Origin of the sequence: Ruminococcus sp. XPD3002 (assembly GCA_900119535.1) — a bacterium.
Taxonomy (GTDB): domain Bacteria; phylum Bacillota; class Clostridia; order Oscillospirales; family Ruminococcaceae; genus Ruminococcus; species Ruminococcus flavefaciens_H.
Window position 1 is genome coordinate 26,999 of record FPJT01000016.1, and the last position, 18,976, is coordinate 45,974.

At 44.0% G+C, this 18,976-nt stretch carries 18 protein-coding genes; 10 read left to right on the forward strand and 8 right to left on the reverse strand.

All coding sequences use genetic code 11. The features are described 5' to 3' along the window. Positions 1–44: 44 nt before the first annotated feature. The 9 genes from BT127_RS12940 (at position 45) to pncB (ending at position 11,852) form a co-directional block, all read left to right on the forward strand. Positions 45–1,388, forward strand: a complete 1,344-nt coding sequence (locus tag BT127_RS12940; protein ID WP_075425403.1) for a serine/threonine protein kinase — start codon at positions 45–47, stop codon at positions 1,386–1,388. Positions 1,389–1,425: 37 nt separating this feature from the next. Next, positions 1,426–2,289, forward strand: coding sequence for a vWA domain-containing protein (locus tag BT127_RS12945; protein WP_082335047.1), 864 nt, complete (start codon positions 1,426–1,428; stop codon positions 2,287–2,289). Positions 2,290–2,328: 39 nt separating this feature from the next. Further along, positions 2,329–3,279, forward strand: a complete 951-nt coding sequence (locus BT127_RS12950) for a PP2C family serine/threonine-protein phosphatase (protein WP_075425404.1) — start codon at positions 2,329–2,331, stop codon at positions 3,277–3,279. Between the two features lie 18 nt (positions 3,280–3,297). Next, complete coding sequence (locus BT127_RS12955; RefSeq protein ID WP_075425405.1) at positions 3,298–4,323, forward strand: GGDEF domain-containing protein; 1,026 nt, start codon at positions 3,298–3,300, stop codon at positions 4,321–4,323. 107 nt (positions 4,324–4,430) lie between these two features. Beyond that, positions 4,431–5,792 carry a mediator complex subunit 15 domain-containing protein gene (locus tag BT127_RS12960; protein WP_075425406.1) on the forward strand — a complete coding sequence of 454 codons (1,362 nt, stop codon included), beginning with the start codon at positions 4,431–4,433 and terminating at the stop codon, positions 5,790–5,792. Positions 5,793–6,058: 266 nt separating this feature from the next. Continuing rightward, positions 6,059–6,586, forward strand: coding sequence for a hypothetical protein (locus BT127_RS12965; RefSeq protein WP_075425407.1), 528 nt, complete (start codon positions 6,059–6,061; stop codon positions 6,584–6,586). 251 nt (positions 6,587–6,837) lie between these two features. Further along, positions 6,838–9,618 (forward strand): rhamnogalacturonan lyase family protein, encoded by a 2,781-nt coding sequence (locus BT127_RS12970; protein WP_075425408.1) that lies wholly within the window; start codon positions 6,838–6,840, stop codon positions 9,616–9,618. 175 nt (positions 9,619–9,793) lie between these two features. Then, complete coding sequence (locus BT127_RS12975) at positions 9,794–10,609, forward strand: NUDIX hydrolase (RefSeq protein ID WP_075425409.1); 816 nt, start codon at positions 9,794–9,796, stop codon at positions 10,607–10,609. 49 nt (positions 10,610–10,658) lie between these two features. Next, complete coding sequence (gene pncB, locus BT127_RS12980; RefSeq protein WP_075425410.1) at positions 10,659–11,852, forward strand: nicotinate phosphoribosyltransferase; 1,194 nt, start codon at positions 10,659–10,661, stop codon at positions 11,850–11,852. Positions 11,853–12,086: 234 nt separating this feature from the next. Here pncB and BT127_RS12985 read toward each other — a convergent pair whose 3' ends face one another. Both BT127_RS12985 and BT127_RS12990 read right to left on the reverse strand, forming a co-directional pair. After that, the gene (locus BT127_RS12985; protein ID WP_075425411.1) at positions 12,087–14,066 is read right to left on the reverse strand and encodes a serpin family protein; all 1,980 of its coding nucleotides are present in this window, start codon (positions 14,064–14,066) and stop codon (positions 12,087–12,089) included. Positions 14,067–14,360: 294 nt separating this feature from the next. Next, positions 14,361–14,684, reverse strand: a complete 324-nt coding sequence (locus BT127_RS12990) for a hypothetical protein (RefSeq protein WP_075425412.1) — start codon at positions 14,682–14,684, stop codon at positions 14,361–14,363. A 627-nt stretch (positions 14,685–15,311) separates the two neighbouring features. On the opposite strand from BT127_RS12990, the gene BT127_RS16340 reads away from it, so the two are divergent. Then, positions 15,312–17,315: a serpin family protein gene (locus BT127_RS16340; RefSeq protein ID WP_082335048.1), complete on the forward strand. Its 2,004-nt coding sequence runs from the start codon at positions 15,312–15,314 to the stop codon at positions 17,313–17,315. 41 nt (positions 17,316–17,356) lie between these two features. On the opposite strand, the gene BT127_RS13000 is transcribed toward BT127_RS16340, so the two are convergent. From BT127_RS13000 to BT127_RS13025, 6 genes are read right to left on the reverse strand one after another with little or no spacing between them, the layout of a single operon-like run. Next, positions 17,357–17,560 (reverse strand): hypothetical protein, encoded by a 204-nt coding sequence (locus tag BT127_RS13000; protein WP_075425413.1) that lies wholly within the window; start codon positions 17,558–17,560, stop codon positions 17,357–17,359. A gap of 39 nt (positions 17,561–17,599) precedes the next feature. Continuing rightward, positions 17,600–17,821 (reverse strand): hypothetical protein, encoded by a 222-nt coding sequence (locus BT127_RS13005; RefSeq protein WP_075425414.1) that lies wholly within the window; start codon positions 17,819–17,821, stop codon positions 17,600–17,602. Positions 17,822–17,869: 48 nt separating this feature from the next. Next, positions 17,870–18,082: a hypothetical protein gene (locus BT127_RS13010; RefSeq protein WP_075425415.1), complete on the reverse strand. Its 213-nt coding sequence runs from the start codon at positions 18,080–18,082 to the stop codon at positions 17,870–17,872. 48 nt (positions 18,083–18,130) lie between these two features. After that, positions 18,131–18,346: a hypothetical protein gene (locus BT127_RS13015; RefSeq protein ID WP_075425416.1), complete on the reverse strand. Its 216-nt coding sequence runs from the start codon at positions 18,344–18,346 to the stop codon at positions 18,131–18,133. A gap of 39 nt (positions 18,347–18,385) precedes the next feature. Beyond that, a complete protein-coding gene (locus tag BT127_RS13020; protein ID WP_075425417.1) occupies positions 18,386–18,613 on the reverse strand; it encodes a hypothetical protein in 228 nt (75 codons plus the stop codon). A 26-nt stretch (positions 18,614–18,639) separates the two neighbouring features. After that, complete coding sequence (locus BT127_RS13025; RefSeq protein WP_075425418.1) at positions 18,640–18,882, reverse strand: hypothetical protein; 243 nt, start codon at positions 18,880–18,882, stop codon at positions 18,640–18,642. Positions 18,883–18,976: the final 94 nt, after the last annotated feature.

Genomic DNA, 18,976 nt, shown 5'->3' on the forward strand with positions numbered 1-18,976 from the left:
AATAATGGTGATATGCAATTCAATACAGGAAGGTGGAATAACAAATGGTTGAGCTGAAGATCGGTCAGGAAGTCGAAATGGAATACGGCGGCTCTGCCAAGGTGCTTAGCATAATCGGCAGCGGCGGTCAAGGTATCGTTTACCTTGTTGAATTCAACGGTATGAACTGGGCGCTCAAATGGTATGACGTAGATAAGATCAAAAACCCCGAGGCGTTCAGGAAGAATATCCAGAACAATATAAAGGACGGTCCCCCAAGTGACAAATTCCTCTGGCCGAAATATCTTACAAAGGAAGACGGTTCGGGACAGTTCGGTTATATAATGGAACTCAGGCCCGAGGGATTCGATTCCTTCGTGGATATCCTGAATACCTACAAGCTGACTATTGATCCTCTTACAGGATGTGCTGTAAAGACTCCCGTAAGATTCACAAGTCTCTTCGCTATGATAACTGCCGTTATCAATATAGTAAATGCTTTCCGTCAGCTCCACAGAGCCGGAAAGAGCTATCAGGACCTTAACGACGGCGGTTTCTTCATAAATGTCTCTACAGGTGAGATCCTCGTCTGTGACTGTGACAATATCGCTCCTGACGGAAGCAACTTCGGTATCGGCGGTAAGCCGGGCTATATGGCTCCCGAAGTAGTCAGAGGCGTGGCTAAGCCGAATGTCCAGACCGATAAGTATTCCCTTGCGGTCGTTCTCTTCAAGCTTCTCTTCAGAGGCGATCCTATGGAGGGACAGAAGGTCGTCAAGGATATATGCCTTACAGAGGCTTCAGAGCTCCGTCACTACGGCTCCAATGCCCTGTTCGTGTACGATCCCGATGATGCTTCAAACAGACCTGTCCGCGGAATACACGACAACGTTATCAAGTTCTGGAGGATATACCCCGATTATATCCGCGATGCCTTCACCCGCTCATTCACTACAGGTATAAAAGAACCCAATAAGCGAATGATAGAGAATGAATGGCAGAAGCTGTTCATCCGCCTGCGTTCAGAGATAATCTCATGTAAGTGCGGAAGAACAAACTTCACTTCAATGTTTGAAAAGATCGGCGATACCTCATACCGCTGTCCGAAATGCGGTTCTACATTTGCCACACTGGCTTTCAGCAACCGCGATTACCGTATACCGCTCTACGTCGGAGCTAAGCTCTACGACTGTGAGATATCTCCCGAATCAGACGATTTCCAGACAGCTGCAGGCGAGCTTGTCGAGAATAAGCTGAAAGCAGGAATGCTCGGTATCAAGAATATTTCTGAGAAAACATGGCGTGCAAAAATGCCTGACGGCGTTTTTTACGATATACCTACCGGAAAAGGCTTCCCGATCTGGAACGGGCTTGAAGTCGATTTCGGCAGCGTAAAGGCTACTATATGAAAACAAATACAAACAAACGAAAGGGTGTTTTAAACTTATGAGCAAAGAAAATATGGCAGATCAGAAGGCTATGAACGGTCAGCCATCCGAAGCTCCGGAGAAAATACTTAAAGAAAATACCTCTGCCGAAAGCAGTATACTGGATTTTGATGACGATGATCCCCTCAGCGCTACAGGCGTTTCAAGAAAGAGCCTCGTTATCTTCTTCCTGATCGATACTTCGGGAAGTATGAAGGGTACTAAGATGGGTGAGCTGAATACAGTTATGGAGGAGCTTATCCCCGAGATAAGAAGAGTCGGTGAAGCAGATACCGAGGTAAAGGTAGCTGTTCTTACCTTCGCAACAAACGTTAAATGGATGTATTCCGCTCCTATCCCGATAGAGGAATTTGAATGGGCAAGACTCCGCGCAGATGGCGTTACAAGCATGGGAGAGGCATTCAGAGAGCTTTCTATAAGAATGTCGAGAAACAGCTTCCTTAACTCTCCTTCACTTTCATTCGCTCCCGTTATTTTCCTTATGACAGACGGCTATCCGTCGGATGACTATAAGGAAGGCCTTAAGACTCTTAAAGGCAACAGCTGGTATAAATTCGGTCTTAAAGCCGCTCTTGGCATAGGAAACGAAGCAAACGATGATATGCTCGCAGAGTTTACAGGCTCAAAGGATACCGTTGTTCACGCTTATTCAGGAAGTCAGCTGGCTCAGATGATCAAGATCATCGCTGTAACTTCTTCACAGATCGGAAGTAAGAGTATGACTCTCTCAGACGATACAAAACATGAGCTCACAGAGGCAGAAGTCTATGCCGCTAAACAGAAACTCCTCGGCGAACAGATCCAGGAGCTCGTTAAGAATCAGGACGACTCTGCTCCCGTTCCTTTCGATACAGGCTGGTAATTCAACACTAAATCTTGTATAGGAAGGGGGCTGGACATAATGCAGATCGGTTTTTGCCATACCGTGACAGGCGCAAGCCACGTCGAAAGAGGTACTGTTTGTCAGGATTATTCAGCATATCAGATAACCGACAACTATTCTATCGCCGTTGTCGCCGACGGTCATGGAAGCAAAAAACATTTCAGAAGTGATCTTGGTTCAAAATTTGCAGTGGAGGCTGCTCTCGAAACTATCGAAGAGTTCTATAAAGCAGAAGGCTTTGAAAACGCTATCCTCGCAGATGATGAAAAGATCATCAAAATGATCGAAAAGCATATCATCGCCCGCTGGGATGAGAAAATACAGGCAGATATCAGGAAAAATCCTGTTACCTATAAGGAAAAAGAACCGTTTACCGATGAGGAATTCAAAGAGTTCACTACCGCGACCTTCTATGGAACAACCCTCATTGTTGCTGTAATGAACGAACTCTTTACCTTCGGAATCCAGATCGGAGACGGAAGCCTTGTTGCTATTTTTGAAGACGCCGAAGCAGAAATGCCTATAATGTATCAGGAGTCTGCTCCCGCTAATATAACCGCTTCAATGTGCAATTCAAACGCTATCGACCTTTTCAACAGCTTTTTCATAGACGACAGATACCCTATCGCGGTATTCGTCTCTACTGACGGACTGTACACTTCTTTCAACAGCGAGGATGATTTCCTCGATTATCACACGATAATCGCAAGCAAGCTTAACGATCTTGACAATTTTGATGAGACAATCGTTAAAAATCTCACCAAACGCGCAAATTTCGGCACACAGGACGACATTTCCCTTGCGTGTGTCTTTGATGAGGACATGGTGAGCGAATCGGCTGAACTTCTCGCCGAAGCAGTCGCAAATAACAAAGAAAGAGCCAAGTCAAGAAAAGCCGAGGCACTGGCTAACCTTGAAAAACAAAGGCTCAAGAACGCCATGAGAAAAAATGGCGACGAAGAATTTTAATATAATGGAGAGATTGCTATGGAAACTAAAACAAAAAAAGGGAATACACCTGTTCTTATCATATGTGCGGTACTTTTCCTCATTCTCTGGTTCATCCAGGGCAGAATGAACGGAAGAGAAAACCCTGCTATAATGGGCCTTATCGAAAACCTTCAGGGTATATCTCAGAGAGAAAATCTCAACCTTGATTCCGTTATCGGTCCACTCAAAGGCATGTCAAGAGGCGGAAGCAGCGTCAGCGGTATCATAGCTCAGCTTCAGGTAATGATCTCAGCTATCCTCGTTCTTACAAACAAGAAGAGAGGCTTCATCACTGCTGTTATCCTTAACGTTTTTAACCTCGGATTTATCACACTTTTCTCTATCGTTCTCGCTAAGAACTTCAACGCTCTTCCCGGTGTTGCTGTTGCACTTTGTACTCTTATCATCAGCGGTATCATCTACTACTTCACACAGAAGACAGACAAGATGCACGAAGAGCTTACAAAGAGCTATGAACAGGCTATCGAGAATAACCGTATAATCCAGGAGAAGGACGAGGTTCTTTCTTACCTTGCTTACTACGACCGTCTTACTCAGATGCCTAACAGACACTCATTCATGGAAAACCTCGAAGAGCGTATTGCAAGCGGCGGAGACTGCACTATCATCTATATCGATATCGATAACTTCAAGATCATCAACGATACTTTCGGCCACAGCACAGGTGATGAGCTCCTCGTTCAGTATGCAAACAGGATCGAAGCTCTCTGCGGCGAAAACAACTTTGCTGCAAAGATCGGCGGCGACGAGTTCGGTATCATTCTCCACTCAGGCTATTCAAGCAACGATATCATCAACTTCGTTGCTCAGCTCCAGAGCGTATTCAGCGATACAATAAACCTCAGAGGCGACGATTTCAGCCTTACCGCAAGCTTCGGTACAGCTAACTTCCCTTCAGACGCAAGAAGCACAGAAGACCTCTTCAGAGCTGCTGAATCTGCTATGTTCAGCGCTAAGGCTAACGGAAAGAATCAGCTCTGCTTCTACAGAAGGAACGCATAATAAGTGATCATAACACTCCTTTGCTGCCGCGGCAGCCCGGTCCTGATGCAGCAAATGCCTCAGGACCGATAAGGGAGTATATTTGTATGAAAGGATATCAATAAAACATGGAATTGGATGCACTGTATACCAAAGCTAAATCACTGATCGATACAGTTAAGAAGGAAAAGCCCGAGGCTGTTTCCTATGCTGATTCCGCTCTGTGTATCATAGTTTCCGATGAAGAGGAACTGTTCACAGGTATAACAGGTATCAGTATAGATAAAAACAGCGTTACAACTACTTGTTCCGAGTATAATGCGATCATGTCTATGCTTGTTGAAAACAAGATCAACGCGAAACAGATGATAAGCGTTTCGTTCGCTGATAAAAGTATACTTAAACCATGCAGTAACTGCATCAAGCTTCTTTACCGCGTAAACAGCGCAAATACAGCTTGTCAGGTCGTGATCTCCGAGAAACAGTCGGTTACTGCTGAAAGCCTTGAAACTTCAGGCTCTTCCGAAAACATCTTCGATCAGATCCCTGATTTCAATTTCGCTTCGGATAGTCTTGCAAATGCAGAGCACAAACCGCTCGGTATGCCTGCCGAATTCGCAGCTGACGCAGAGGCAGACGAGGATAACCCGTTCTACGAACCGCCTATCAACAGAGAAAATAAGGAGGATGTTCCCGATTACCTCATCAGTCCACAGGCTGCAGGTCCGAACTTTCTCTATTCAGACCTCGACGATGCACGAAAAATGGGCATGAGCGGTTATCCGCACGTTCAGCAGTCCGCTCAGGGACAGCAGGTAAATCCGCAGAACGGATATGCTTTCCCACAGGACGGAAATGGCTATTTCACGCCGTATCAGCACGGGGTACCTCAGCCCCAGCAGATGCAGGGCATGAATCCTCAGCAGATGCAGCAGTATAATCCACAGTATATGCAGGGCATGAACCCCCAGCAGATGCAGCAGGGTATCAATCCTCAGCAAATGATGCAGCAAGGCATGAACCCTCAGCAGATGATGCAGCAGGGCATGAATCCTCAGCAGATGCAGCAGGGCATCAATCCTCAGCAGATGATGCAGCAGGGCATCAACCCTCAGCAGATGCAGGGCGGATACGGTATGCCTCAGCAGCAGAACGGCTATATGAACGCTGCTCCCTATAATCAGAACCCCGGAAACCGTTCTGTCAACGTTTCATACCAGAATAACGGTTCGGGATATAACGGCAGCCATTATCAGCAGAGCATACCTCAGTCTCAGCTCAATTCCACCAACGGAAGCGCTGCTGCTTACAGACAGAAAGTTAATGCATTTATGGGAAAAACAGCTGCTCCCGTACAGGGCGTCGATCACCAGATATCCTCTTCATCAGGCGCTTCTATGGAAGAACTGATGAAACAGGCAAAGGAAAAGAAGAAAGTTGCAAAGGTAAATTCAGACTTCAAAAAGAAAATGAAGGACATGGGATTTTAATAAACATTTAAGTATTTATCGTATCTCATATAATAATAATTATCACACTGCTAAAAACAATACAAAATTGTTGAAATATTTTCTACGAAAACTCACCAAAATTTCTATTCCAAATAACAAAAAAATACTTGCTAACGCCTTAGAAATGTGATATAATTGAAAATGAGGATTAAGAAAAAATTACAGAAAGTTTTATTTGTATTATAATTTATGTTCTGTAAATCATAATTGTAAAGCTTTCAACCATTTCTTGGAGGTTATTTTCTATGACGTATATGCTCAATAGTATCGAGGACGCTATTGATAGAAAGTTTCTTGTTGTAACTTCCCTCAAGGGACAGGTCCAGGCAGGAACCGTTGTTCATATAATGAACGCCTATCAAGCAAACGGTGGTGTGGTCGTCGATTACAGAGACTCGGTTTCAGGTATGGATCATACAGTTAAGTTCCCGAGTATCAAGGATTTCTACAAATGGGCAAGACCTGATAACTTCATTGCCCGTTACTACGACAGATTCTCTGTCAGAGACATTCAGCAGTACATCAAGCTTACAAACCGTACTTTCAAGTCATTTTGCCTGCCGATAATCATCGCAGCAGTAATACTCGTATGGATAATTTGTCTGCTGTTTATACCAAACATTATCGTAAAACTCATTGTTGCGGTTGCGCTTTCAATAATGGTTGCGTTTGCGATCTGGTCTATCTACAAGAATCATCATACAAAGGTCATGATGAAGCTTTATCGGAGCGTCAGCGCAGACTGGGCTGCAGGCGGTCTTGTAATCAGATAACTATAAAGGCTTTGGGAATGTTCCCAAAGCCTTTTTTATGCACTATCGCCTCCCCTGTCACTGCTCTATTGTGCATATCATACACACCTTTTATAAAGAAAAGCACGATTTATCAGTTTATAAAATACAATAATGTATTGATTTTTTGTTCAAAATATGTTATAATCCAAACGTAAGCACAAAATATTGATGCAAAATAACAAATTATGAAGAGTATTGAAACACGTATTTTTATCAGGAGGTCATTCAAGATGAGCAGATCTTTCAGAAAAATAACCGCTGCTGCCGCTTCCCTTGCATTGGCAGTTTGCAGCAACTCCGCTTTACTCACTTCTTTAACCGCTGATGCAGCTTACGGTGTGGGCGGCAACGGAAGCGCTGTTATGGAGTATCTCGACCGCGGAGTCTACGCTATCAAGTCCGGCAACGGCATGTTCATCAGCTGGCGATTCAATGCTGATGACGACGATAACGCAGAATTCAGACTCTACCGTGACGGCAATCTCATCTACACCAGCAAGGCAGGCGATCCCAATAACTTCTGGGACAGCACAGGTTCTTCATCTTCAAAATACCGCGTTGACACCATTGAAAACGGCAGCGTGGTCATGTCCTCGGACTGTAAATTCACTTCGGGTACAAACTACTTCGATATCCCTCTGGACGTTCCCAACGGCGGCACTATAAACGGTGAAGCTTACACCTATTCACCCAATGACTGCTGTGTTGGCGACGTTGACGGCGACGGACAGTACGAGATCTTCCTCAAATGGGATCCAAGCAACTCAAAGGATAATTCACAGGTAACCGACACCAAAAAGGGCATACAGGGCGTTACAGGCAAGGTCTATATCGACTGCTATACACTCGAAGGAAAAAAGCTCTGGCGTATCGATATGGGACGCAATGTCCGTGCAGGTCAGCACTACACTCAGATGTGCGTGGCTGATTTCGACTGCGACGGCAAGGCTGAACTCATAACCAAGACCTGCGACGGTACTGTTGACGGTACAGGCAAGGTCATCGGCGACGGTAATGCAAATTATGTCAGCAGTGCAGGTACTATCCTCACAGGTCCCGAATATCTCACACTTTTCGAGGGCACAACAGGTAAAGCACTTGATACTATCGACTTCCCCGTTCCCCGAGGTGATGCCACAAGCAATGCCGCAAAATCCACTTGGGGCGATAACTACGGAAACCGCTGCGAGCGTATGAATTCCGCTATCGCTTATCTGGACGGTGTTCACCCCTCCGCTGTATACGGCAGAGGTTACTATACAAGACTTACTCTTTCGGCTGTTGACGTCCGCAACGGTAAGCTTGAAAAGCGCTGGGTATACGATACAGGCTTCAATAAGAACGATCCCGGCTACGGCTGCGGAAATCACAATGTAATGGTTGCCGACTTCGATAACGACGGCAAACAGGAAGTCTGCATGGGCGCTTCATGTATCGATGATAACGGCAAGCTTCTCTGGTCCACAAAGCAGCTCCACGGCGATGCAATGCACATCGGCGATCTCGTTCCGAGCCGTGAGGGACAGGAGGTATTTATCTGCCACGAGGACGGAAAATACGGCATCTCACTTGTTGACGGCAAGAACGGTTCGATAATCTGGCATTATGACGGCGACAAGGATACGGGACGCTGCTGCGCTGACAATATAATCTCAGGCAACGGCGGTGCTGAATTCTGGGGCTCAAGACCTGCAAATGCTGTATTCGATGTTGACGGTAAGCAAATAGGCAATAAATGGCCTTCCACAAACTTCCTTATCTACTGGGACGGCGATCTGGAGCGTGAGCTTCTTGACGATATCACTATTACCGACGGTGCGGCAATAAACAACTATCCTGCAATATTCACAGCTACAGGCTGTGCTTCAAACAACAGTACAAAGGCTGTTCCATGCCTTACTGCCGACCTTTTCGGCGACTGGCGTGAGGAACTCATCCTCAGAACTACCGACAACTCAAAGCTTCGTATCTGGTGTACAAATACCGAGACAAATGTAAGACTTACAACTCTCATGCACGATATGCAATATCGTATGCAGGCAGGCTGCGAGCAGAGCTCATACAACCAGCCTCCGCACGTAAGCTACTACCTCGATTCAAACGCTCCCCTGCCCCCGAGACCTGACGTAAAGCTCAACGGTTCAGCAAATAAGATAAACGAACCCGTAATAGATATACCCGTTGTTACCGAGCCTCCTACAGAAGCTCCGAAGGTCAGCGGAGAGCTTATTCAGAACCTCGTTGTAAACGACGATGCCACAAGAGCTGACTGGAGCATCGCTCCTTCCATATCAGTCGGCGGAAACATTTTCGGCGACAGAGACTTCACTTATATAGCACTTCCCGACGTCATCAACGGCGCAGAAGCTATAAAGACAGCCTGCAACTCAAAGAACAGCATAGGCGACCTGGGAAGCTTCACCGCAGGTGAGGATATAAACGCGTATATCCTTCTCGATCAGCGTGTTGAAGCCGCAAACAACATCCCCGACTGGATAAGAAGCTGGGAAAAGACAGGTCTTACCGCTGCAAGCAGCAACGATGTTGTATTTGATCTTTACAAGAGATCATTCAGCAAGGGCGAGACAGTTACCCTCGGTACAAACGGTATGACAGGAAATGTTATCAACTATACCGTTTTCGTAACAAAAGCACAGGAACCTGCTACAGAGCCTCCTACAGAAGCTCCCACAGAACCGATAACAGAAGCTCCTACTGAGCCTGCTACTGAAGCACCTACAGATGCTCCGACAACTGTACAGCCTACAGATGCACCTCCTGTTACAGAGATACTCTACGGCGATGCATCCTGCGACGGATATGTAACTCTTGCTGATGCGCTTCTCATTCTCCAGAATATCGCCAACAGCCAAAAGTACCCTATCACTGAACCGGGCGTAAGAAATGCAGACTGCTACAACCCGGGCGACGGTATCACAGCTATGGATGCTCTTGCTATCCAGCGTCTTGATGCAAAAACAATAACTTCACTCCCTGAGATGCCGCAGTAAAAGACGGTTAAAAACAGGAACATACAGGAAGTCCCTTTTCAAAAGAGGGACTTCCTTTTTTTAAGGCACTAATTTGTCAGGCATATAATTAAAAAAAGAAAATATCTCAAAAGCCTTGACTTCTTATTACTTTTGTGTTATTATCATTATAGTAATAACAGAGGAGGTAATCCATATGGACAGCGAAAAGGAGTTCCTTGCCAACTATAAACAGAGCGACTATGAACGCCCCTCGGTAACGACCGATGTTGCAGCCTTCATGATAAGCTCTGAGGATAAGGAAAGCTACCGCAAAAATCCCGAGAACAAACTGCGGCTTCTGCTTATAAAACGCGGCGGTCATCCGTTCAGGGGTATGTGGGCGCTTCCCGGAGGCTTTCTTAACAAGGATGAAACAGTTGAACAGTGCGCCTTAAGAGAGGTGCAAGAGGAAACAAACGTTATGCCTACGGCGCTGATGCCTGTTGGAGTTTTCAGCAAACCCGGACGCGATCCCCGCGGCTGGATAATCTCAAACGCCTATGTATCGGTTATCAGCGAAGAATCCGTTAAACAGGTCGGTATGGACGATGCTGACGATGCACAGTGGTTCGCAGTTAGCTTTGAAAAGAACGAAAGCGGCGAATATCACCTCGAACTTGAATACGGTGATATACAGCTGAACGCTGTTCTTGCCGAAGAAAAGACATGCTTCGGACGCACAGAGTTCAGCATCATCGACAGCGGCGGACTTGCTTTCGACCACGCAGCAATTATTGCCGCTGCACTTACCGCTCTCAGGAATCAGGCTGAACACTATGATACTATATTCGATTTCCTCCCCGAGAAATTTACTCTTACTGCCCTTCAGAAGGTACAGGAAACGATAATGAATGTAACTGTTCTTCCGGCTAACTTCAGAAGGATGATAAGCAGCTATGTTGAGGAAACCGACGAGTATTCAAGGGGAAAGGGACACCGTCCCGCAAAGCTCTACAGACGCAAAAAATAGCATCACATAATGTGATGCATGAAAACTATTAACCGAAAGGAAGATCATTATGAAACTGGAACCTATCGTTATTTCACTTCTCGACACAGACCTGTATAAATTCAATATGGATCAGGTCATTTTCCATAAGCATACAGACCTCTGCGGTCAGTACTATTTCAAGTGCCGAAATAAGGGGATCGTATTTACTCCCGAAATGGTACAGGAGATAAATGACCAGATAGATCACCTCTGCTCACTTACTTTCAAGAAGGAGGAACTGGATTACCTCCGCTCTATCCGCTTCATCAAGGACGACTACGTTGAGTTTCTCCGCCTCTGGAGACCTATCCGTGACTATGTTACTGCTGAACTCGACGAGAACGGCGAGCTGAAAATAGTTGTGGACGGTCCCCTCTTCTCTGCAATGCAGTTCGAGATATACCTCCTTGAAATAGTAAACGAAGTGTACTTCCGCATGAAGTTCGATTACGACAAGCTCAGAAAGTCCGCTGAGGAGCGACTTGACGCCAAGATAAAGGCGCTCAATGACGGCACTTACACATTCAAATTCGCTGAGTTCGGATGCCGCAGAAGACTTTCAAGAGAGTGGGAGGACGTTGTGGTAAAGCGCCTTGTTACAGAGACTGACAAGTGCGTCGGCACTTCAAACGTTTACCTTGCAATGAAGTACAATGTAACTCCTATCGGCACTTACGCTCACGAGTTCGTGCAGATGTATCAGGGTATAGATTCTATCCCCCTTGCGTATACGAACCACTACGCTATGAAGGACTGGTATGACGAGTATGACGGCGATAACGGTACTGCCCTCACGGATACTATCACTACAGACCTGTTCCTTCTGGACTTCAACCGTTCAATGGTAAACAACTATACAGGTGTACGCCATGACAGCGGCGATCCTTATGCATGGGGCGAAAAGATCATCGCTCACTACGAGAAGTACGGCGTTGATCCGAAGACAAAGCTCCTTCTCTTCAGCGACAGCCTTGATTTCGACCGCGCACAGAAGCTCCACGAATACTTCTGCGACAGGACAAAGGTATCATTCGGTATAGGTACATTCTGCTCCAATGATACAGAGGAGAATGCGCTGAACATCGTTATAAAGCTCCAGTACGTCAACGGACGTCCCGTAGCAAAGCTCTCTGATGATATCGGCAAGGCAATGTGCCGTGACGCCGAGTATCTCGAATACCTCAAACGCTCTGTTGACTTCAGGATAAAGAGAGAATCTTAAAATAAATACAGTGTTTAATCGGGGAAAAACCTTTCTGAAGAAAGGTTCTTTCCCCGAACCCCTTTTCCAAAGACTTTCTGCCCCAAATTTTAAGCCTGACAGGGTACTCTTTTATAGTACTACTAAACAAGTAGTTTTACACGAGTACCCTGTCAGGCTTAAAATTTAAAGTAAAGGCTCAGGCAAGAGATAAGGGAGACCTCTCATCAGAAAGATCTCCCCGATAAATATCATTTATTCACCGATATCTGTAACTGAACCGATAAATATAGGTGTATCGTTCTCGTCAACTATCATATACACGAAAGGACGATCAAGGTAAATATCTATAACCTTCGGAGGAGGTGCAACAGCAGATGCCTCTGCCATGATAACAGCAGTTGCAGCAGCAGCCTCTGTGCCCTTCTTTGTGAGCTTGATGTTTGTCTTCTGAATAACATCGGCTATATAAAGCGGATTTGCTCCCTCTACAGAAAGATCGTTTATCTTGCTGAAATCAGCGGCGTATGTAAACGCAGTAGGCATACCTATCTGTTCGAGTGTCTCTTTAAGCGAACAGCTGTAGTTATAATCAAACTCTGGTATCATAGTGTGGACTACTGTGTAGCCGCTCATATCTCCGGGAGTCCTGAGCTGCTCGGAAAGCTTTTCGGGATCAAGACTTTCGATATAGTCATCGATATCTATGCCCTCATCAGGAAGGATTCCGACGAACTTGTATCTGCCTGCATAATTCTTCTTGAATGCAAGAGCATCATCAAGTACATAATAGTTATCGGATGTTTCACCAAGAGCGGATATGGTCTTTTTATTACCATCCTTGGTAGTAAATGTAGCCGGATATGGGTGATAATACTGATGCTCCCAGAGTGCATTGAAGTAAACGGTATTGATAAGAGTCATTACCTTTTCATCCTCATTAGTTTTCTGTTCAAAATCATTTTCTTTGAAAAGTTTTGGTATCATGCCCTTGGTATTTGTGTTTACCCAGCTGTTTATGTCCTTTATGGTCTGATTGTCGAAAGGAGTCTTGTATATCTCAGCATTATAGTATTTCTTATTTGTCTCAAGGAAGGAATCATATATCTTGAGCGAAGGCTTATCCTTGAACCAGATAGAATCAGCTACCATGAGCTGTTCGCTTTCCGTATCGGGAAGGTTACTGATATACCATGCCATGTAGTTATTGATATCGTCTATTGACATGGTGTCGCCGATGACTTTTTCCATTTCCTCAAGAGTCTTGCCGTCCGCACCGTTAGCAGTCATAGCAAGAGCAGCTGATGCAGAGAATGGAGAAACGAGCATGTTAGCCTTTTTCTCTTCGCTCTTATTAAGGTTCTTAAGCATCTTTATGCCGAGCTTTATCTGTGAATCTGCGAATTTCTCGTCAGCTTCAACGCCCTGTTCAGCCTCGACCGATACTGTATTGTCGAGACGTATGCTTCCTATCTCTGAAGGCAGATTGAAGTCCTTAGCAGCGCCAAGGAGATATTCGCTGAGCTGCTGAAGGTCATCTTCATCGAGCTCGCCGCTCTTATTGATATCAGAGTTTCTGAACTGATCTTCTGTGATATCGGAAGTATCGCCGCTTGTGATGAGCTGTCTGAGAAGGATGAGATCATAGATATCTATACCGCCGTTATCGTTAACGTCGCCGTAGTAATGCATACCTACAGGAGTTATCCTTAATATCTTTGAAACTGAGGATAACTGCGGATTTGAAAAAACAGCATCAGGATCCACGCTTACGTCTTCATTTGAGATAACGTCGATATTTACAAGAGTACCTGAGTATCTGCTCTGGCTGAGGTTTGCTTTTACAAGTTTTCCTGCAATAAGACGGGCACGGTCAAATTCATCGATCAATTGCTGGGCGTTTTTTGTAAACTCCTCATAGTCCTCACCCGCTGTCGATGAAGGAGTACCTAAATCAGGCGGGATAAGCTTGATTATCTGTTCACCGTAACCATAACGATCAAGGATAGTAAAGCTGTCAAGCAGCGGTTCACCATCCTCATTATTGCTGAATACAGCATCTGTTATAATAACGTCTGAAAACCTGTAATTATGGGATTCGGAAGCATTTTCTGCTGCATTTGCTGTGATGCTTCTGCCTGCGCTGAGAGGTGCTGCTGCTGAGAATGAACCTGCAATAAGAGGCGCACACAGCAGGAGAGATGTGATCTTGAGCAATTGTTTAAGCTTTTTCATATGAGAAAACTCCTTTCTGAAATAGGATCAATGAAACCGTTCAGTCCGAACAGTTACGTACATAATGTGATGGGCAATAACCGTCTAAAGGCAGTTATTGAGTACACCTTGCTTATTAAGACGTCGCCGCAAGGGAAACACTGTATGTGTAAAGCTCAACGAAATCCTTGCGGTGCCGTCTATACACTACACTCGCATGCCGCAAACGATTTATAACAGTTTTTCCAAAAAAATTTGAAAAAAAATTACAGCCCACCAAAAAACAGAAGTTTCAGGTAAGCTGCACATTGTATATCAGAGAATGACTCTGTATTTCTTCAGATATTCCTCATAGCCCTTGCTTGTGAGATCAATGATACGGTAATCCTTTTTCGGAGCAACGTATATTATCTTGATGATATCCCTTGTGAGGAGTATGTGGAGTGCACTGAGTATAGCCTCTCTTGAACAGCTTGGAGTAGTATATTTCTCAAAAATATCCTTGAGCCATACACATCTTTCCTCGTTGTCAACATCAAGATTGATCTGGTCTGTAGGATTGAGCGGATCTTCTACGAAGTGAAGATGCTTGAAAGTATAGTCAAGTATATTCCAGTAACAGTCTTTATTCAGGATCATGGGAAAACCTCCTTTAAAGTATTCTATATGTATATTATAACTTAATCTCAACCAAAAAGCAACACTTTTTTCAAAAAAACATAAGTTTATCTGCCAAGAAAAACCTTGCGTTTTTGTATACAATTAATACAAAAATTTATTGACCTTTCACTAAAATAATGATATAATTAATGCGTACTCAATAACCGCCATTAGGCGGTTATTGCCCCGAACAAAGTTCGGGGAGCACAATTTCTTCATAAAACAGTGAATTTGCGCGTCGCATTTCTTTATGTCAAGCTCATTTTGCCCTTTCTGGCAAAACAAAGTGCAAGAAAAAACTTCTATATGATTTTTCTTGCGTTTTGACAACTTAAAATCGGCTAAAACAAGCTGTATATAGCCGATTTTAAGTTGCCGAGCATACATTAATCAAGTCAAACCACAGCATTTACCATGATATGCAATTATTTTTGCATATCGCTGTTATATTTACGTCCCTCAATGCGAGTGTAGTAGATATATAGGGTATTGTTGCGATTTGGTGAAGCAAGGGACGGAGTCTTATGATGCGAGCCCTCCGCAGAACGAGGCTTCGTGCTGCGCTTCATTCGGACAAAAAACAGTTGCAGAAAGGAGTAATTTCCAATGAAAAAAGCAAGTCATTTACTTAAAACAGCCGCATTTCTGCTTTGCCTGTCCCTTACAGCAGCAAGCTTTTCAGGTGCATCACCTGCCCTGAACAAAAGCCTGTTCACAGCCAATGCAGAAGAAGAGTACGAAGAAGAAGCCGACTACATTGAAGAAATACCTGTTGCAAGATGCAAATTCCATGATGTACTGATTACTAACGGCTACAATGGTGATTTCCGCATACTTGTACCTAATGAATACGGAGTATATAACTGGGACGGCATCGATGTTTCTTTTGCAGACTATTCTTATTACCGCGATCTTTTAAGATTAGCCGAACGCGATCTTTCAAACGGCATTATCAGTGAAGATGAATTTGAGGAGCGTAAACGTGAGATCTGGGCAGCAGAAGACAAAAGTATGGAACAGTATGAAATAATAAGAAATGTTCCTTACAACGCTATCGTAACTCTTGATGCAATGGTCCTCGGTATGGATGAAGACCGTGATCTTTCTTCCAAAGACCTTCTGGAATACAGCAAGATAATAAGCGAGATCACCATTTCAGACATATTAAAGATAACTTCTCAGGGACTTCACTACTACGGCGATATCACCGATAACGGTGTTATCGATTCATATGACCTGCTCCTTATGCGTCAGGTAATCGCCTCTGAAGATCATTCAGAGCTCAGCGATGACCAGTTCAAGAACGCCGATGTAAATAAAAACGACGAAATCGACGAGGAAGACCTTCAGCAGCTGAGCGATTACCTCCTTGGTGCTGCGGACGGATTCAATACTCCTTCAGCAATAGGAAGCACACGTCTTGATAATACCGTTTCCGTCATGGCTGAAAAAGGAACCATCACAGATGAAAAATTCGCGGCTACTCAGATGAGATTCGGCGTTAATATGTTCAAGAAGCTCAACGAGGGTGAAAACAAAAAAAGCAATATGCTCATCTCTCCATTCTCGGCGGCCGCTGCACTCGCTATGACTGCAAACGGCGCTGACGGTGATACTCTTAAGCAGATGGAAGAAGTTCTCGGAGATGATCTGTCAATCGAAGAGCTTGATAATTATATGGCTGGTTTCCTGAATAAGCTTCCTGACACCGAAAAGGAAAAGGTGCTTGTTGCAAATTCGATATGGTTCAAGGATACACCGTCTCTCAAGGTCTATGACTCGTTCCTTGAAACAAACAAGAAGTATTTCAGCTCTGAGATATACAAGACCGCATTCGATGCAGATACTGTAAAGGACATCAACAGCTGGGTAAATACAAATACCAAGGGAATGATACCTAAACTTCTTAGCCCTAATGATATTGATGAATCTACTGCAATGGCTCTTATCAACACCCTTTACTTCGATGCAGAATGGCAGAATAAATACGATGATTCAACTGAAACCAAATTCACCACAAAAGACGGACAAGAAAAAAAGATAGACGGTCTTTACGGCAGTTCGGACAACTACTACGAGCTCGATAACGCTATCGCTTTCAAGAGAGCGTATGCAGGTGATTACAAATTCGTCGGAATCCTTCCCGATGAGGGTATCGACATTGACGACTATATTGCAGGTCTCGATCCTGCAAAGCTCTCGGAACAGCTAAGCACTCCCGGAGACATGGATAACGTCATCGTACATACCATGATACCCGAATTCGAGTATGATTACGGCTGCTCAATGGCAGATACTCTCAAAGATCTTGGCATGAAAAATGCATTCGACAGCAATTTTGCTGACTTCAGCAAGATAAATGACCTTTCTGTAGAGGGAGCAAACTCGCTTTATATCTCGAATGTGCTCCAGAAAACAAATATCAAGCTGACTAAGGAAGGCACAAAGGCTGCTGCTGCAACAGCAGTTATTATGGCTGCAGGTGCTGGAATTAACCCGAATCCTCCAAGATATATCTACATCTATCTGAACCGTCCGTTCGTATATATGATCGTCGACAAACACGACGTTCCTGTATTCATCGGTTCAATTTCAGATATCGGCAAATAAAAGATCAGGCGGTCTGTAGAGAATACAGACCGCCTTTTGTATTACTTTATTTTAGGACAAATTTTTGTTGACAAAATAGTTGTTGCAGCACATCCAATAGTTACCATATTTGGTGTGATCGGAGGCGTGATAAAGCAAAAAGCTGAATGACGGAGTGTTAATTTTAATCCGCCGTTAACAGCGTTCTCGTCGATAGCCTCAAAAAGCTCTGCGTTGATGTTGTTTTCGATCATTGGGTTTTTCATAGTTAGTTCCTCCATTATGTTTCTCATTATTTCTTTTTATTACTTTTTCTTAACTACGCCTGCAACTCCTGCAGCAACAGCTCCTGCAACTGCTACTGCAGCTGTACCTACGGCAGGGCAGATATTAACAGATATTCTGATCGCACAAGCAAGAGCCGGACAGCTGAACATTGCAATTGATCTTCCGCCGTTAACAGCGTTCTCGTCGATTGCCTCGAAAAGATCTGTGTTTATGTTGTTTTCGATCATTGGGTTTTTCATAGTTAGTTCCTCCATTATGTTTTTCATTTTTTCTTTTTATTACTTAAGTTATGCTATTACTGCGCAGCCAAGTTTAATCGATGTCCTTGGCATTACAGTAAGGCAAAGAATCTTAACAGACTTTATTGGCAGCAATGCCGATGAAATAGGCTGGATAGTTGTATGGATGCCGATAATTGAAAGTCCGCCGTTAACTGCGTTCTCGTCGATAGCCTCAAAAAGCTCTGCGTTGATATTGTTTTCGATCATTGGGTTTTTCATAGTTAGTTCCTCCATTATGTTTTTCATTGTTTCTTTTTATTACTTAAGTTATGCTATTACTGCGCAGCCAAGTTTAATCGATGTCCTTGGCATTACAGTAAGGCAAAGAATCTTAACAGACTTTATTGGCAGCAATGCCGATGAAATAGGCTGGATAGTTTTAGTATGGATGCCGATAATTGAAAGTCCGCCGTTAACTGCGTTCTCGTCGATAGCCTCAAAAAGCTCTGCATTGATGTTGTTTTCGATCATTGGGTTTTTCATAGTTAGTTCCTCCATTATGTTTTTCATTTTTTCTTTTTATTACTTAAGCTCTAATAATAAAGAGCATTGAGTACGAATTGATACGTGAAGACATCTGCTGTCAAATGACACTACTGTACCGCATATTGCTCTGGCAGATGGCACAAATGAAATGATAATACAGTCTCCCTTGCCAACATAGGAATCAATTCCGCCGTTAACTGCATGCTCATCGATTGCTTCGAAGAGATCTGTATTGATGTTATTCTCGATCATTGGGTTTTTCATAGTTAGTTCCTCCATTATATTTCTCATTACTTAAGACCTAATCTGATTGTACACTGAATACGAAGTGATGTATTAAGGCAGCTGAAGTCTTTTGTTACAACTGTGAGGCATGCATTTCTTACAGATGCAATAGGCGGCATCACCGATGAAATAGGCTGGATAGTTACAGTATTGATGCCCATAGCTGAAAGTCCGCCGTTAACTTCGTTCTCGTCGATTGCCTCAAAAAGTTCTGTGTTGATGTTGTTTTCGTTCATTGGGTTTTTCATTATTAGTTCCTCCATTTTTTATTACGTTTTTTCTTCTGCACGATCTGATAAAAGTAATCACAATGATCTGCTCAGGACCGATCAAATATCTTCT

Bases quoted from the DNA above. Each gene is read 5' to 3' on its own strand.
- BT127_RS12940 (WP_075425403.1), top strand. From the start codon at position 45: ATGGTTGAGCTGAAGATCGGTCAGGAAGTCGAAATGGAATACGGCGGC.
- BT127_RS12945 (WP_082335047.1), top strand. From the start codon at position 1,426: ATGAGCAAAGAAAATATGGCAGATCAGAAGGCTATGAACGGTCAGCCA.
- BT127_RS12950 (WP_075425404.1), top strand. From the start codon at position 2,329: ATGCAGATCGGTTTTTGCCATACCGTGACAGGCGCAAGCCACGTCGAA.
- BT127_RS12955 (WP_075425405.1), top strand. From the start codon at position 3,298: ATGGAAACTAAAACAAAAAAAGGGAATACACCTGTTCTTATCATATGT.
- BT127_RS12960 (WP_075425406.1), top strand. From the start codon at position 4,431: ATGGAATTGGATGCACTGTATACCAAAGCTAAATCACTGATCGATACA.
- BT127_RS12965 (WP_075425407.1), top strand. From the start codon at position 6,059: ATGACGTATATGCTCAATAGTATCGAGGACGCTATTGATAGAAAGTTT.
- BT127_RS12970 (WP_075425408.1), top strand. From the start codon at position 6,838: ATGAGCAGATCTTTCAGAAAAATAACCGCTGCTGCCGCTTCCCTTGCA.
- BT127_RS12975 (WP_075425409.1), top strand. From the start codon at position 9,794: ATGGACAGCGAAAAGGAGTTCCTTGCCAACTATAAACAGAGCGACTAT.
- pncB (WP_075425410.1), top strand. From the start codon at position 10,659: ATGAAACTGGAACCTATCGTTATTTCACTTCTCGACACAGACCTGTAT.
- BT127_RS12985 (WP_075425411.1), bottom strand. From the start codon at position 14,066: ATGAAAAAGCTTAAACAATTGCTCAAGATCACATCTCTCCTGCTGTGT.
- BT127_RS12990 (WP_075425412.1), bottom strand. From the start codon at position 14,684: ATGATCCTGAATAAAGACTGTTACTGGAATATACTTGACTATACTTTC.
- BT127_RS16340 (WP_082335048.1), top strand. From the start codon at position 15,312: ATGAAAAAAGCAAGTCATTTACTTAAAACAGCCGCATTTCTGCTTTGC.
- BT127_RS13000 (WP_075425413.1), bottom strand. From the start codon at position 17,560: ATGAAAAACCCAATGATCGAAAACAACATCAACGCAGAGCTTTTTGAG.
- BT127_RS13005 (WP_075425414.1), bottom strand. From the start codon at position 17,821: ATGAAAAACCCAATGATCGAAAACAACATAAACACAGATCTTTTCGAG.
- BT127_RS13010 (WP_075425415.1), bottom strand. From the start codon at position 18,082: ATGAAAAACCCAATGATCGAAAACAATATCAACGCAGAGCTTTTTGAG.
- BT127_RS13015 (WP_075425416.1), bottom strand. From the start codon at position 18,346: ATGAAAAACCCAATGATCGAAAACAACATCAATGCAGAGCTTTTTGAG.
- BT127_RS13020 (WP_075425417.1), bottom strand. From the start codon at position 18,613: ATGAAAAACCCAATGATCGAGAATAACATCAATACAGATCTCTTCGAA.
- BT127_RS13025 (WP_075425418.1), bottom strand. From the start codon at position 18,882: ATGAAAAACCCAATGAACGAAAACAACATCAACACAGAACTTTTTGAG.